We start from the raw sequence: 14,761 nt of genomic DNA on the forward strand, positions 1-14,761 counted from the left end.
CTGACAGAGTGACGGGAGCAGCGAACAACCGGTAGATCGGAAGGTCCAACAACTAATGACCCCTTTGGTCCACCATCGGATCGGACCAAAGTCCCAATTAAGATCAGACTATGGTCTACACTTGGCCAATGAACTGGCCCCCTTTTCGACTGGACACTCGGGCATGACCATGGAGGCTTATGGATATCCCTAAGCGCGTGCTTATGTCTGACTATGAGATCATCACCGATGGCGGTCGCCGACGCCGCTGGGCTTCATCTGAGAAGCTACGGATCGTCGAGGGGCGCTGGAGGAGAACGCCAGCATCTCGGTCGTGGCGCGCCGCAATGGCGTGGCACCGAACCTGCTGTATCGTTGGCGGCGTCTGATGTTGGAGGGAGGGGCCGTGGCCGTGTCTGGAGACGATGACGTCACAAGCAATCGCGCCGTCCGCCAGATGGAAGAGCGCATCCGCGAGTTGGAGCGCCAGCTCGGGCGCAAGACGCTCGAGGTCGAGATTCTGAAGGAGGCGATGGGACTATCCTGAATTTTGTGCCCTGACGTGGTAACTGCTCTGAGAGGAGACCCCACGTATGAGCATCGACAAAGACCTGCTGGACCGGCTGATGGAAGGCCGCTCGCCTGGCGATCTGAACTGATGCGGTGGATGCCCCTTCGAGCGGCGTCGTATGATGCCATCTTCGCCGCTGCGGCACATTCGAAGGAGGACACTATGTCAGACGTGCATATTTTGGCGATCGACCTCGCCAAGCGAAGCTTCCAGGTCTGTGGCACCGATCGGGGTGGGGCGTGTGTGGATGCCCCCTGTTTGGCAAGCAATATCTTCGGTTTGTCGGCGGGGTCTTCGATCGGACGTGTGTTAGGCCTCTGAGCGTGGCCTTCCATGACGCCACGGGCCGGTATGCTGTTCGGAAGGCTGGGTTCACATCGGTTCAGAGAGCTGCAAGCGCTCGAGCCCCGGGACTGAATCTCCCGCCTTGAACTTCGAAGTCCGTGTCGCCTACTCCTCGTCGATCGCTCACCCCGGCCTTGCGGCCATGCCGTGTCCAGACCCTGCTCGGGCTCAGATCACGCCATTCGATAATCCTCGTTCTTCGTTGTCATGGCCCAGATCATGCGAGCCATCTTATTCGCTAACGCGACGGCCGCGACCATCCTGGGCTTGCGCGCCACCAGCGCAGCCAGCCAGCGGTTCGCACTGCCGCCCTTGCGAACCACCCAGCGGATCACGCTCATGGCGCCGACAATCAGAAGGCGGCGGATGTCGGTCTGGCCCATTTTGCTGACCGAACCCAGCTTGGTCTTGCCACCGGTGGACCTCTGCCGGGGCACCAGGCCGAGCCACGCTGCGAAGTTTCGCCCGCTGTCGAATGTGTCGAGGTCCGGGGCGAACGCCGAGACCGCGCCAGCGGTGACCGGGCCGATCCCGGGGATGGTACACAATCTTCGCAGCTGTGCATCTGTCTTCGATGCCGCCTCGAGTTCGCCCGCCAGCTGTTCAATCACCTCGGTGAGCCGCGCGATTTGGCCAAGGTAAATCGTTCCCATTTCCCGAACCGGGTGTGGCAGGTCCGTGGCCTCGTCTTCCAGCGCGTTGTCCAGCACCTTCAGGCTCGCCGGTCCCTTCGGCGCCACAAGGCCGAACTCGGCCAGATGTCCTCGAAGCGCGTTGATGAGTTGCGTGCGTTGCCGGACCAGACATTGATGCGTCCGGAATGCGACCGCGCGCCCCTGGGTCTCGGCGCTCTTGACCGCCACGAAGCGCATGGTCGGGCGCAAGGCCGCTTCCGCGATGGCTTCCGCGTCCGCCTTGTCGTTCTTCTGACGCTTCACAAACGGCTTCACGTAGGCCGCCGGGACAAGTCGAACCTCGTGGCCGTGCCGTTGTGCCACCCGGCCCCAGTGATGCGACGTGGCGCAGGCTTCCATCGCAACGATGCACGCGGGCTGCTCGGCGAGAAGCGTCGCCAGACGCGTCCGCGACAAACTTCGGTTGTATAGAACCGTCCCCTCCGGCCCGACGGCGCAAACCTGAAAGCTACCCTTCGCAAGGTCGATCGCCAGCATGCTGATATTCGTCGTCATCAATGTGCCCTCCGTTCGGTTCCAATGGAACCATCATGGCATATGAGATGCCGTTGGTGGGGGCATCCACCGCATCAGTTCAATCTGTTTGGCAAGACCGGCATACTGGCGAAACTGACCAAGGCGCTAGCGGAACGTGCGCTGAGCACTGAGATAGACGTCCATCTGGATGAAGAGCGTGCAGAGGAAGCACCTGAGGGCCAGAACCAGCCCCCCAATCGCCGCAACGGGCGCAGCCAGAAGACGGTTACCACCGACAGCGGCAAGGTTGTCCTGGACATTCCTCGTGACCGCAATGGCACCTTCGATCCGGTGCTGATCGCCAAATATCAGCGGCGGTTCCCCGAGTTCGACCGCAAGATCGTCAGCATGTATGCCCGCGGAATGACCACCCGCGAGATCCAGGGTCATATCGAGGAAATCTATGGCGTCGAAGCCTCGCCCAGCCTGATTTCCGCGATCACCGATGCGGTAATGGAGGAGGTCACCGCCTGGCAGAACCGCCCTCTGGAGCCCTGCTATCCGATCGTCTTCATGGACGCGATCCGGGTCAACATCCGCAGCGATGGAGCCGTCTCGAACAAGGCGGTCTTCGTGGCCCTGGCGGTTTTGCCAGATGGAACGCGCGACGTTCTGGGGCTGTGGTTCCAGGCCAATGAGGGCGCGAAGTTCTGGGCCAAGGTTCTCAGCGACCTGCGCAACCGAGGCGTCCAGGACATCCTCATCGCCGTCGTGGACGGGCTGAAGGGCTTCCCTCAGGCTATCGAGGCGGCCTTTCCCCAGACGCGGGTTCAGACTTGTATCGTCCACCTGTTGCGCCATTCCATGAACTTCGCCAGCTACAAGGACCGCAAGGCCGTCGCCGCCGGTCTCAAGGCGATCTACACGGCGGTGAATGCCGACGCGGCCGAACTGGCTCTGGCAGAGTTCGAGGATAGCGATCTGGCCAGGCGGTATCCGGCGATCGCGCCCAGCTGGCGACGGGCCTGGAACGAGGTCATCCCGTTCCTCGACTACCCGCCCGAGGTGCGCAGGCTGATTTACACCACGAATTCCATTGAGGCCTTGAACGCGAAAATCCGCCGCGCCGTCAGAACCAGGGGCCACTTCCCAAGCGACGACGCAGCGGCGAAATTGATCTATCTGGCACTCAATGCTACATCGACCGAGTGGAAGCGCTCGGTGCGCGAATGGCACGCCGTCAGAAGCCAGCTCGCCATCATGTTCGAAGAACGCTTCCCAATGGCGTAAAAAAACGCGTCAGGCACAAAATTCGGCACAGTCTCGCTCCTATGGCGGCAAGCCGTCAGTCGTGATCGACAACACCCTTGCCCGGCAGTTCGATGTCGATGCGCCGGACAGGGCGTGGGTGACTGACATCACCTATATCCGGACCCAGGAGGGCTTTGCCTATCTGGCCGTGGTGATCGACCTGTTCTCGCGCCGCGTCATCGGCTGGTCGCTGCAGAGTCGGCAGACCACTGATGTCGTGCTGCAGGCGTTGCTCATGGCGGTGTGGCGTCGAAAGCCGTAGAGCAAGATTCTGGTCCATTCCGATCAAGGATCGCAATTCACCAGCATGGACTGGGCGGCGTTCCTGAAGCAGCACAATCTTGAGCACTCGATGAGCCGTCGCGGTAATTGCCATGACAATGCCGTGGCGGAGAGCTTCTTCAATCTCCTCAAGCGCGAGAGGATACGGCGCAAGACCTACCGAACACGCGAGGCGGCAAGGAAGGACGTGTTCGACTACATAGAGATGTTCTACAACCCCAAGCGCAAGCACGTCAGGAACGGGATGCTGTCACCCGTCGAATTCGAACGGCAGCAGGAAATGTAACCCGAGGGCGTCCACGAAACTCGGGGCTATTCACTCTGCTGCAAATTCGCCCCTTTGGTATAGGGCAAGAAAAGGCCAAGATCAGAAGCCGTTGGGGGCAGGATCATGCATTTTGAAGGCATTGCCCTCCACCCGGTAGATGGAGCAGTTGCGCTGGACCGCACCCGATGACGAGAAACGGAACGAGCCCAGCACGCCCCGGAAACCGGAGCGCGAGGTGAGCGTGCCGCTTGTCAGCCCGGCAGCCCCTCTGGCGCGGGCGATGCCGATGGTGAGGGCTGCCGCATCGAAACCATAGGCTGCATCCCGCGACATGGCCCTGCCGAATTCGGTGCGGTAGCGCTCGGTGATTTCGCCGACGGCCAGCTGTTCGACACGGCACATGAGAACGCCTGCGCCTGCGGGACCGGGCGGAAAGTCAGGCGTGGCGAGAATGAGCGCGCTGGCCGGCAATGTGCCGGTGGCGCGAAGCCCCGCCAGCGTGGCTGCCGGCGAACGCAGGCCGGGCGCAAGAACGATGGCCTGCGCCCCCTGAAGCAGCGCGGCTCTGGATGCCAGTTCGCTGGTGGAATTTGCCGAGACCGGAATGTCTGCGATGACCGTTCCGCCCCTGGCCGCAATGCCGGAACGCAGGCGCGCAAGACTGGCCTGATCTGCATCGGCGGCGTGAACGATCACGATCTTCTTGCGGCCAGCGCCAATGGCGTAAGCCGCAGCCTCAATGCTGCTATCGACCGCATCGGACAGGAAGGCGAAGACGCCGTTTTTGCGCTGAGCGCCATTGGTGACGAACGCCACCACAGGCGGATTGCCGCCCGATGGAACAGCGTTCAGAAGACCGGCCTGCGCCGGGCCGATGATGATCTTCGCGCCGCGTTCAACGAGCGCATCGACGCCGGTTTTCGTACCGGCGGCATTGGGCTTTGCATTGTAGATGGCCAGCGTGACCGCATCTCCGCCAAGCTGCTGCGCGGCGAGCTTCGCGCCATCACGGTAATCGCGTTCAGAGGCGCGCGCGGCGCCTGCAAGCCCGGTGACCATGCCGATTGTCACGGGCCCGGAGCCGATGGTCTCAAGCCCGGCTGCGGAGGATGCAACCTTGCTGTCTTCGACCTTGAGTGTGTCTTCCACGCCGGACGACTGGCACGCGGCAAGAGCCAGCATGGCGCAGACGGCAAGAGGCCGCGTCAGACGCGCGAGCGAAAAGACACAGTCACCAGAGCGTTTTTGCGCAATTTCGGACGGAAAACCGGCTTCCACTTCTCCTGGAATTGCTTCAGGGCGCAGCAACGGCTCGGCAGACACTCTCATCGGGACACCAGGCACCCGCATCAACGGCAGATCAATACATGTACCGAACCATGCGAGAGTGGAAACACTCGCACTTGTTCAGATAGTCCTCATCTCGGTAGGCGGACTGGAGGTAGCCATAGGCCTTGCCGCAGGCGACCTTGGCCTCGGAGGCCCAGACGAAGGCGGGGCGGCCCGAATTGATCCATTGCGGGCTGTCGGCAACGGCGACGGCCTCATCCATGAGGCGGACGACCTCATTGGTGAGGGTGGCGTTGCTTTCGATGGTGAGAAGTTTGGCATTCCCGGCCACAGGGCAATAATCGCCGGTGGAGAGATCGGCAGACTGCGCCCCGCCGGCCAGAATGGTCCCGACAACGACAGCAAGCCCCAAAGTAAGCTTCTTCATAAGTCCCCCGTGGCGTTGCCGCCTGTGGTGTGTTGTGTTCCCTAGCCGGGAAATTACACGGTTCCCGGCGGTTTATCAAACATGCGGCCGCGCAATGGCGGCCGCATGTCGTGTCATTTCACTCAGAATGTGCCAGAAGTGTCACTGCCATTATCGTCCTTGTAGAGGATCGTGATGGAAGCTGGGGGTTGCACATCAAATGTGGCGACTGTCACCCAGTCATCTCCGCCGGCGGTTCCGTCCGCATCCACCTGCAGTTCCTTGCCGTCGCCGGGGTTGAGCCTGACGAAATCACCGATACTGTCGTCGGGCGTGGTCGAGAGCGAAACCAGCTCGGAGATATCCACGACGTCTTCGGAGCTGAAGCCGATGATCTCATCCGGGTTCATGCCGGTGAGTGCGGAAGGATCGAGCACCACCGTATCGATGGCGCCGTCGGTATCGGTCAGATCGTAGGTGTTCTGCCCTTCGCCGCCGATCAGCACGTCCGCACCATCGCCGCCGATGAGGAAATCGTCACCTTCGCCGCCATCCAACAGATCGGCTGCATCGCCACCGACGAGAACCTCATCCGCATCCGTTCCGGTGATGGTACTGCCCGAGACGCCGGTGACGCTGACATGTGCATCGTCGGTGAAGCCGCTGCCATCGGAGACCGAGTAATCGAACCCGCCGCTGGTGAAGGATGGCGTCGGCGTGTACTCGACGTTGACATTGTCGAAATAGACTTCGGCGAATTCACCGCTTTTCGTTTTCTGAGTAAGCAGACCGCCCAGCGCCAGTGTGTGATCACCGGCAGACAGATCGATCGTCGTGGTGAAGGTTTTCCAGCCGGTCACGGCGTCGCCGCCGCTGCTGCCGGATGCACCCAGAAGTTCATCAACGACGCCGCCCGATCCAAATGCTTCGCCATCGACACCGGCCAGAACGCGGACATCTTCGCCCACATCCGTTTCGGCCGTCAGCATTGCGTAATAATCGAACGTGATCGTCACGGTCGCTGCCGATGCAAGGTTGAAGGCTCGCGTGAACGCGCCATTCACATTGTAGCGGTCGCTACCGCCGCCATCGCCGAGCTCGATCTTCATCGCACCGCCACTGGCCGGCCCGCTTGTGGAGCGGAACCCATCGGCTTGCGAACCCGTGCCCGGATAATAGGCGTCACGATAGATGAAGGAGCCTTCACCGCTGCTGAAGTCCTCATCCACGAACTCTACCGGCGTGCTGGATGGTGTGAAGGTGACATCGCCGGCCAGGCTCACACCGCCATTTTGCGGATTGCTCGCCCCGTCGACACTGAGCGGGCTCGCCGGAGCCGGATCATTGTGCAGCAGGGCTGCCGTCGGGATATCGATTGCCGAGTAATCGGTGATATTTGTCAGCACCACGTCATCCGTTGCGCCCGGAGGCGGCAGGATATCGATCGTCAGCGATGCGCCGCTGGTGTCACCATCATTGTCGACCAGAACATAGTCGAAGCTCTCGGTTCCGGGCGTTGTGCCGCCATCGGCCTGATAGCTCCACGCGCCGGTCTCGAAGTTGAACGAGAGTTCGCCGCCAAGTGCACCGTCCACGACAAGGCTCGACCCGCTGATGGCCGGCTGGCCGCCATCATTGAAGATTTTGTCCGGGCCAACCTGGTAGGTGTAAGTGACGCCATCCACCGTGATGGAGAGAATACGACCGCCATCGGCACCAAGGATGTCGTCGTCACCACCGCCAACGGCATTGTCGTTGCCGAGCAGGACATTACCGGAGACATCCACCTGATTGGTGAGATCGAGCAATGCAGTGACCAGATCATCAAAGTTCGAAACCGAGACCACCACATCGCTGCCATCGGCCTCATCGAGATCCTGCAGCTGTTCGTTATCAATGTTATTGCCAATACCGACCGTCTGCACAGTCACGTCATTGTCCTGAACGAAATTGTTCCAGTCCGTCTGCGTACTACCATTGAGCGAATGTCCATCAGTGCCAGTCTGGTCATTCGGATTGCCATCGCTCAGGAAGAAGACCTGATTGTTGTGATCCGAAAGCGGCGTGTAGACGGCCATGGTCTTTTGGATGGCCGCTGTGAAGTTGGTGCCGCCGTTGTAAGGGCGGGAACCGCCCTCATCAGGGTTCCAGGCATTGATCTGCGCTGCGAAGGACACATAGTCGGTGAACGGTCCTGCAGCCCTGGCGCTGGATGAGAAAGCGACCAGCTCGATCTGCACATTGCCCGAGGTTCCATCGAAGAAGGCCTGACCGGCCGCCTTGACCGCGTCGAGCATCGCATCGAGTTCGTTCTTACTCACGCTGCCGCTGAAATCGAGGACGAAAGCGATGTTGAAGTTCTCGGTGCCGAGCGTCAGGCTTGCATTGTCGGCAACGGCCTCCGGTGCATCGTCGAGCACATTGACCTTCAGCGTATCGACGGCCGAATAGTCGCCATCATTGTCCTTTGCACGAACATTGAAGCGTTCCGCCACGCCTTCGGGCGTGCCCTTGCCGGGTCGCACATTATGGTCGAGCGAGTTCTGATTCAACTGGTAAGAGCTGGAGTAACCGCCACTGCCATTCGCCGTGACCGTCAGCAGGCCGAACTTGCCCTGCACCGTGCCACCGCCCGTGACATCGACCCAGTTGCCATTGACGTCGCTCACCTCGAGCGTGTCCAGCGTGTCGCCCGATGCGAGCGCGATGCTGAGCGCGCCCGTGTCCATCGTGCTCGCCGCACCCTCTTCAGAGCCCCCCGCAAGACCAGCCTCGTTGACCTCGGTGGTGAACGCACTGATCGTGGGGGCTGCGTCGGGCTGAAGCGTGATGTCGATCTCGGCAGGAGCCGTATCGCCATCTCCGTCAACGATCTCGATGGGCAGGGTGAAGTCCACCGGATCCGTGCTCACCACGGATGTGCCGAACCCGGTCATGGCGAAGTCGTCGCCCGAGATATAGAGCACTTCGAGGCTGTTATAGCCATCCGCCGTGAAGCTGGTGATTGTGACCCGCGTGTCCAGAACGCCCGTGACCTCTGCCACACGAGCGCCACCCACCATGACGAAATCGACCGTGTAGCTGCGGTCGGCAAGGCCGCCCGAGCTGCCAACCGTGACCGTGGTCGGGTAGGTGTCCTGCTGATCATAGGTGATGACCTGGTTTTCACCGTCATAGGCGATCACGATGCTCGTGATGTCGTCGCCTGTTCCGTCTCCAACCGTAGTGTTGCCGTCCGGGTCATCGAAAGCGCTCAGCTGGATTGTGGTGTCTGACGAACCATCTCCGAAAGTGACCGCTGCGCCATTCACCGTGTAGTGGCCATCGAACAAGTGATCCTGCTGACCGACGTTGCCCTGGTAATCCGCCGGCGCACCGGCCGGATCGCCAGTCAGATCGTGAACGAAGTCCAGCCGGATGCCCTCACCGGTACCAATGTTCTGGCCGCTGCTGCCGCTCCCGCCAACACCAGCCGAATTGGCATTTCCATTGATCGAGGAGCCACTCGCGCCGATCGGCGTCAACAGCAGATCACGGGAGTTATCATCGACCGGCGAGCCGCTTTGCACACTCCCGTCCTGTCCATTGGGCACGAAACCGGCCCACGGATCGTTGCCGCCGACGAAATCATAGATGCCCGGATCGAAATCGACCTGGGTAAAGGCATCGACCGGACGATCCATATCCACAGTGTAGGTGCCATCTGCAGGATCAAGCGTGACCGTGAAGACCGTCGTGCCCTCTGCCCCGCCGACCTTGGCGGTCAGAGCCGTGCCGCCGGCAGACAGGTGGTAGGTGATCGGCTGGCCGCCTGAAGTGAGGCCGCTGTCCTGCCCGTCCGTCACAGTAAAGCGCACCGTACCTGCGCCATCGGTACCGTAATTGTCGGTGACCATGCCATCGAGATCCAGATCGAACTCCCGCGGGGTGCCCGCCGAGTTGCTGAGAACGGCATCTTTCGGGACGATAATGGTAGGACCGTCATCCTCGATCTCGAACACACCACCCGACAGATCGAGATCCGCCGTCACGCTGTCGCCGTCCTGATCCGTCACCGTCTGCTGCAGAACAAGCGTGTCCGCTGCAAGCGACAGCACCTCGGCATCATCCGCATCTTCGACATCGCTGTGCCAGATGTTGTTCAGCTGCGTGAACGTCACCGTGCCCGTGTCATCAACCGTGATCGTGAAGTAATCCTCGCTATCGGCCGAGCCGGTGATCGTCTGGCCGTCCGCGCTCAGGCTGAGCGTGATCTCCGTGCCCTGCGTGAACGTGCCATCGACGCTGTTCAGCGCATAAAGGCCAGACGCCACAGGATCGCCTGACCCTGACAGCGCAAAGCCATAGGTGGTCGTGCCGGCACCATCCGTCCCGTAGTTCACCGCCGCGAAGTGGCCGGCAAGCGCAAGCGTATCGCTCGCAAGGCCGCCGTCAGAAGCCAGGCTCTCATCCAGCGTCAGGGCGCCGGCGGCAACAGCCGTCACTTCGCCAAGAACAGGACCGTCATCCTCGATCTCGAACACACCACCCGACAGATCGAGATCCGCCGTCACGCTGTCGCCGTCCTGATCCGTCACCGTCTGCTGCAGAACAAGCGTGTCCGCTGCAAGCGACAGCACCTCGGCATCATCCGCATCTTCGACATCGCTGTGCCAGATGTTGTTCAGCTGCGTGAACGTCACCGTGCCCGTGTCATCAACCGTGATCGTGAAGTAATCCTCGCTATCGGCCGAGCCGGTGATCGTCTGGCCGTCCGCGCTCAGGCTGAGCGTGATCTCCGTGCCCTGCGTGAACGTGCCATCGACGCTGTTCAGCGCATAAAGGCCAGACGCCACAGGATCGCCTGACCCTGACAGCGCAAAGCCATAGGTGGTCGTGCCGGCACCATCCGTCCCGTAGTTCACCGCCGCGAAGTGGCCGGCAAGCGCAAGCGTATCGCTCGCAAGGCCGCCGTCAGAAGCCAGGCTCTCATCCAGCGTCAGGGCGCCGGCGGCAACAGCCGTCACTTCGCCAAGAACAGGACCATCATCCTGGAACTTGATCAGCGCGCCGAGTTCGGCCGTGTCGCTGGCGGTGTCGCCATCGCCATCGGTCAGAACAACGTTCAGCGAAACGAGACCGCTGTTCATCACCTCCGGCGTCAGGCTTTCGTCATGAGCTTCAGCGTCCGAGCCGGGATTCTGGTCGTGGAACAGCGCACGCGACTGGGAAACGGTGATATCGCCCGTGTTTGCATCCACGCTGATGCGGAACACTTCGTCGCCGCCCGTCTGCGTGCGACCAACGATTGCGCCGCCTTCTTCGCTTAGAACGACCGGCTCGCCCGAGAGCGTGTCGGTGAGGCCGGTCGCGCCGGCGTTCAGGATGAGCGAGTAGACCTTGGACTGCGCGCCATCGGCACCCGGCGTCGCCGTTTCCGTGAAAAGAGCGGAGCCAGGAACGGTGAGGTCAGCCAGAAGGCCGCCCACATCGCCGTCGTCGGCATCATTGTCCGTTTCATCAAGGACAATCTCGCTTTCTGCCGCAGGCGCGAGGTCGATGGCAGGCCCGTCATCCGTAATGGTGATGGTGAGCTCGTCGGACGCCGTGTCGCCATTGCCGTCGGTGACGACGAAATCGAACGTGTCGGTGACCACATCGTCTGCGCCAGTCTGGCCGGCATTGGCGTGATCGATGGTGTTGGTGGTCAGCACATATTCGAAACTGTAGGTGCCATCGCCATTCGGCGTGACGATGAGCTCGCCATAAACACCCTGAATGCTGCCGCCATTGGTGACGTCGACGCTGACGCCGGACGCATTGGTGACGACAAGCGAGCCAAGGCCATCATCGCCCGGATCGACCAGAACATTGCCCAGCGTGCTGGTGGTGCCGCCACCGGATCCACTGGCAAGCGCGCTCTCATTCACCTGTCCGGGCGGCGTTCCGAGGCTCACAATGCTGAGCTCGGGGAAATCGTTCTCCCGGTTCGAGGGGAACAGCTCGCGCCGCTCCAGCGTGCCGAACTGCAATGCCGTGGGAGGCAGAAGATCGATCACGGGGCCGGCATCGCCGATATCGCCATTGGGCGTGTTGAAGCCGCCGCCGCCGCTCTGGGAGGCGGCGGACACCACGGTCAGCGCGCCATCGGGACCGGCCGCGACGTCGATGCCGTTGGCCTGAAGGGCAGCGGCGAGCGCGAGTTCGGGGATTTCCACATCGCCGATCAGGAAGGTGGGCACCTTGAGAGCGGCGTTGAGAATGGTGACGGTCGAGCCGTCGGGCTGCACGAGAACCAGATTGTTTCCGTCGAGCCTGATCTCGTCGATCGAGACACCCTGCGGAAGGCGGACAACATTGTCTGCATCAGCCGCCAGCTCAGCTGGAAGGGACGCAGCGGGCACTTGCGCATCAGGCTGCCCATCCGACTCGACCGTTGCCGGATCCACTGGAACCGGCTCTTGGGCATCTTGGGCCAATAAGACAGAGGATGCATTCTCATCACCAACTGACGAAGGCATCCCCTTGCCAGATGTGATCGTACCACCCGTGAACTTATGATTGGCCATGACAAACCCCCATGTTCGATTTTCTAAAAATCAAGCACGGCAATCATCAACAGACAATGCTAGGGAGTTTCAATTGATATAATCAGATATACAAAATAGAAATAAATTTAACTTGGTTAATGAGGTGAAATAATATTATATATCAATTCTTCTTCGATCGCACCGTTACTAGACCATGAAGCCAAAAGCCGAGTGGACGATGAACGATAAAACCCAAAGCCCAGAACAGACTTTAAGATAAATCACTCTCCCCTCCATCGATACAACGATCAGCTGCGAGGAACCAGTCATCGCGATCATTTTCGTTCACGGTCTCAGCCGTCAATTGGGTAAAACAAAAGCGATGATAGCATCCCTATCTATCATGGGGGCCAAAATTGCGTTGAGCTGCCCACGGACCGTTTGTCCGGCAACCCCAATGACGAAGCCAACTGTCGCCAGACCAGTTCCTTCGGCCTTCAGCCTATCGATCAGTTCGGCAAACGGCATGGCAAGGGATAAGTGCACGCCTTGATTAGCCTTGTGTAACGGAAACCGCGTCTGCACAAAATGAATGAATGCCGGATTTTGTGCGATCAGACGCTTATCATCCGAAAGCGCAAAGCAGGGTGTTGGGCAGGCTTGGACCTGATTTTCTACCGCGTTCAGTTCGCTAACGGACCGGATAGCTTCGCGTTCATTGCGCAGATACTCTACCGCTTCTACACGCAGGGCGGAAGTAAGATTGGCACCTTCATTTAAGCGGCCCTCACACTGGGCAATGACCTCTCCAAGGGGTTCGCCTCTGGAAGCGGCAAGATCATCAAGGGCCTCCCAATAGACTTCTTCCAAACGTATTCCGCGACGTTTCCCGCCGACCCGAACCAAGCGAAAGCGCGGCGCGAGGGCCCATTTCTCATTTGATTTGTGATCATCGCTCATCGTCGCGCACCGCCCCCAAAGCGTTTCATGCAGCTTCTTCTTTTCCGAATTCTCCAGTCAAGCGCGAATGCCCCCTAACTACAATCATATCAACATGGGTGGAGTTGCCAACTTGTTTGCGCATGATTGAGAAGAGCGAGCCCTTCGCTTGTGAGATAGTCCATAAACATCCGGGAACGCCCCCCTCTTCTTGAAGCAATTTCAAGCGCGACAGGGTGCCTACCACTGACCCAATCCGCCAAATGATATCCCGAACAACCCAAAATGCCACCGGCAATGATCAGCCGCCATGCACGGGGCGTAACAGTGCACCTGTTGCCCGACGCAACGAAGTTCACTGGGCCAGATTTTCCGCTGGTGCAGATTACCATCGCACGATGTATTGACGGCGGCCGACCTTACCTTGCGGAACCGTCCGAGTGTCATGCGGTTATTCAGGAGCCATTTTTGATGCAGCAGGAACCGCCGATGAGCCTTTCGAGAATGATCTCGGCGGCCAGTTATCGTTGCGCCATGCGGTCGATCACTTGACAGTTTTTTCTGGTCCCGGTACGAGCGTACAAGATGACTAAACGCGAATGTCAGATATTTGATTGCGAAAATCAATGATTTAGAAGGATTGGAGGTTCGAATCCCTCCTCCGCTACCATTCCAAACAAGCAAGCAATATTGACGAGCTTTATGGAACAGAATTCCCTTGGGCTCTGGAACCTCGCGCACATGTGGGCGCAGGATCCCATCACTTGCGGTTCTGGGGAGACGTTTGGGCATTCTTACGGTTTATCTGGGGCTGTTCCTCAGCGCCTTTGCAGCGGCCACTCTGTTTCCGATGCAGTCAGAGGCTGCTCTTGTCGGCCTGCTACTCACCGATTCCCACGCGGTCTGGGCACTGGTGGCTGCGGCAAGCTTCGGCAATGTGGCGGGATCGTTCGTTAACTGGGTGCTCGGACGCAGCATCGAGCGATTCCGCGACAAGCGATGGTTTCCAGTATCCGAAAAAGCGCTTCAGCGTGCGCAGCGATGGTATCGTCGATACGGAAGATGGTCTCTGCTGTTGAGCTGGATGCCGATCATCGGAGATCCACTGACGCTGGCCGCTGGAATAATGAAAGAGCCGCTGTCTGTGTTCCTCGTGCTTGTCACCATTGCTAAAACTGGACGATATCTGGCGCTCACCGCAGCGACCATGAATCTCATGTAACTTCCGCTCCCGGTCCCTGGCGAATGCCCGAACTCAGGCATTTTGCCGCTCGAACCCGGATGAGCTGAACAGATTGGCGCATCGCCGCTGGTTCGGGTCCCGAGAGGTCATGCGTCAGCTCGATCCAGTCAATCCCGTTTGCACGCTGAAGCTCGCGCACATAGGCAATGACAGCGCTCAGATCGGCATCGGTAAACTCCGGCTGAAGAGGCGTGTTTCCAAACTTCCAGTGATGCGCCCGCACACCATTCTTGACGGCGAGTTCAAACGCCTCGTCTCCATGATGTGATGGCTCATGAATTCGGTGAACCAGCGGCGGGCCGGCATCACTTCCAGCGGCATTGGCCCCATGGCAGGCAGCGCAGGTCGAGTTGAACGCCCTTTGCCCCATAAGCGCGGCCCCTGAAAAGGTATCCGGGAGGGTGACGTTCACCACCGTTTACGTTGTCGTGGCGGACCCGCCCGGATCGCCGCGTCCCCAGATCGTA

The 14,761-nt window shown here is 60.0% G+C and carries 8 protein-coding genes and 2 pseudogenes; 4 read left to right on the forward strand and 6 right to left on the reverse strand.

Annotated elements, in window-relative coordinates:
- Positions 1–185: 185 nt before the first annotated feature.
- Positions 186–514 (forward strand): annotated as a pseudogene (locus tag JYP46_RS07490) (transposase); the annotation flags it as partial.
- Positions 515–1,068: 554 nt separating this feature from the next.
- Here the strand turns inward: JYP46_RS07490 and JYP46_RS07495 are convergent.
- Entirely contained in the window at positions 1,069–2,085 is a 1,017-nt protein-coding gene (locus tag JYP46_RS07495; protein WP_206547746.1) for an IS110 family RNA-guided transposase, read from the reverse strand.
- A gap of 42 nt (positions 2,086–2,127) precedes the next feature.
- On the opposite strand from JYP46_RS07495, the gene JYP46_RS07500 reads away from it, so the two are divergent.
- Entirely contained in the window at positions 2,128–3,336 is a 1,209-nt protein-coding gene (locus JYP46_RS07500; RefSeq protein WP_206547917.1) for an IS256 family transposase, read from the forward strand.
- A 40-nt stretch (positions 3,337–3,376) separates the two neighbouring features.
- Positions 3,377–3,925: pseudogene (locus JYP46_RS07505) on the forward strand (IS3 family transposase); the annotation flags it as partial.
- An 81-nt stretch (positions 3,926–4,006) separates the two neighbouring features.
- Here JYP46_RS07505 and JYP46_RS07510 read toward each other — a convergent pair.
- From JYP46_RS07510 to JYP46_RS07525, 4 genes are all read right to left on the reverse strand, one after another.
- Positions 4,007–5,185: an ABC transporter substrate-binding protein gene (locus JYP46_RS07510; protein WP_222474003.1), complete on the reverse strand. Its 1,179-nt coding sequence runs from the start codon at positions 5,183–5,185 to the stop codon at positions 4,007–4,009.
- A gap of 82 nt (positions 5,186–5,267) precedes the next feature.
- Positions 5,268–5,624 (reverse strand): hypothetical protein, encoded by a 357-nt coding sequence (locus JYP46_RS07515; RefSeq protein WP_206547747.1) that lies wholly within the window; start codon positions 5,622–5,624, stop codon positions 5,268–5,270.
- A gap of 122 nt (positions 5,625–5,746) precedes the next feature.
- Entirely contained in the window at positions 5,747–11,986 is a 6,240-nt protein-coding gene (locus JYP46_RS07520; RefSeq protein WP_206547748.1) for a DUF5801 repeats-in-toxin domain-containing protein, read from the reverse strand.
- A gap of 486 nt (positions 11,987–12,472) precedes the next feature.
- Entirely contained in the window at positions 12,473–13,072 is a 600-nt protein-coding gene (locus JYP46_RS07525; RefSeq protein WP_206547749.1) for a ribbon-helix-helix domain-containing protein, read from the reverse strand.
- Between the two features lie 763 nt (positions 13,073–13,835).
- Here JYP46_RS07525 and JYP46_RS07530 point away from each other — a divergent pair.
- Positions 13,836–14,273, forward strand: coding sequence for a YqaA family protein (locus JYP46_RS07530; protein WP_113152807.1), 438 nt, complete (start codon positions 13,836–13,838; stop codon positions 14,271–14,273).
- On the opposite strand, the gene JYP46_RS07535 is transcribed toward JYP46_RS07530, so the two are convergent.
- The gene (locus JYP46_RS07535) at positions 14,266–14,709 is read right to left on the reverse strand and encodes a c-type cytochrome (RefSeq protein ID WP_206547750.1); all 444 of its coding nucleotides are present in this window, start codon (positions 14,707–14,709) and stop codon (positions 14,266–14,268) included. The genes JYP46_RS07530 and JYP46_RS07535 overlap by 8 nt on opposite strands.
- Between the last annotated feature and the right edge of the window lie 52 nt (positions 14,710–14,761).

The organism is Nitratireductor aquimarinus (assembly GCF_017255295.1).
GTDB lineage: Bacteria > Pseudomonadota > Alphaproteobacteria > Rhizobiales > Rhizobiaceae > Nitratireductor > Nitratireductor aquimarinus.

What these genes read in the sequence shown, in the direction of transcription:
- JYP46_RS07495 (WP_206547746.1), bottom strand. Translation starts at nt 2,085, where the DNA reads ATGACGACGAATATCAGCATGCTGGCGATCGACCTTGCGAAGGGTAGC.
- JYP46_RS07500 (WP_206547917.1), top strand. Translation starts at nt 2,128, where the DNA reads ATGAGATGCCGTTGGTGGGGGCATCCACCGCATCAGTTCAATCTGTTT.
- JYP46_RS07515 (WP_206547747.1), bottom strand. Translation starts at nt 5,624, where the DNA reads ATGAAGAAGCTTACTTTGGGGCTTGCTGTCGTTGTCGGGACCATTCTG.
- JYP46_RS07525 (WP_206547749.1), bottom strand. Translation starts at nt 13,072, where the DNA reads ATGAGCGATGATCACAAATCAAATGAGAAATGGGCCCTCGCGCCGCGC.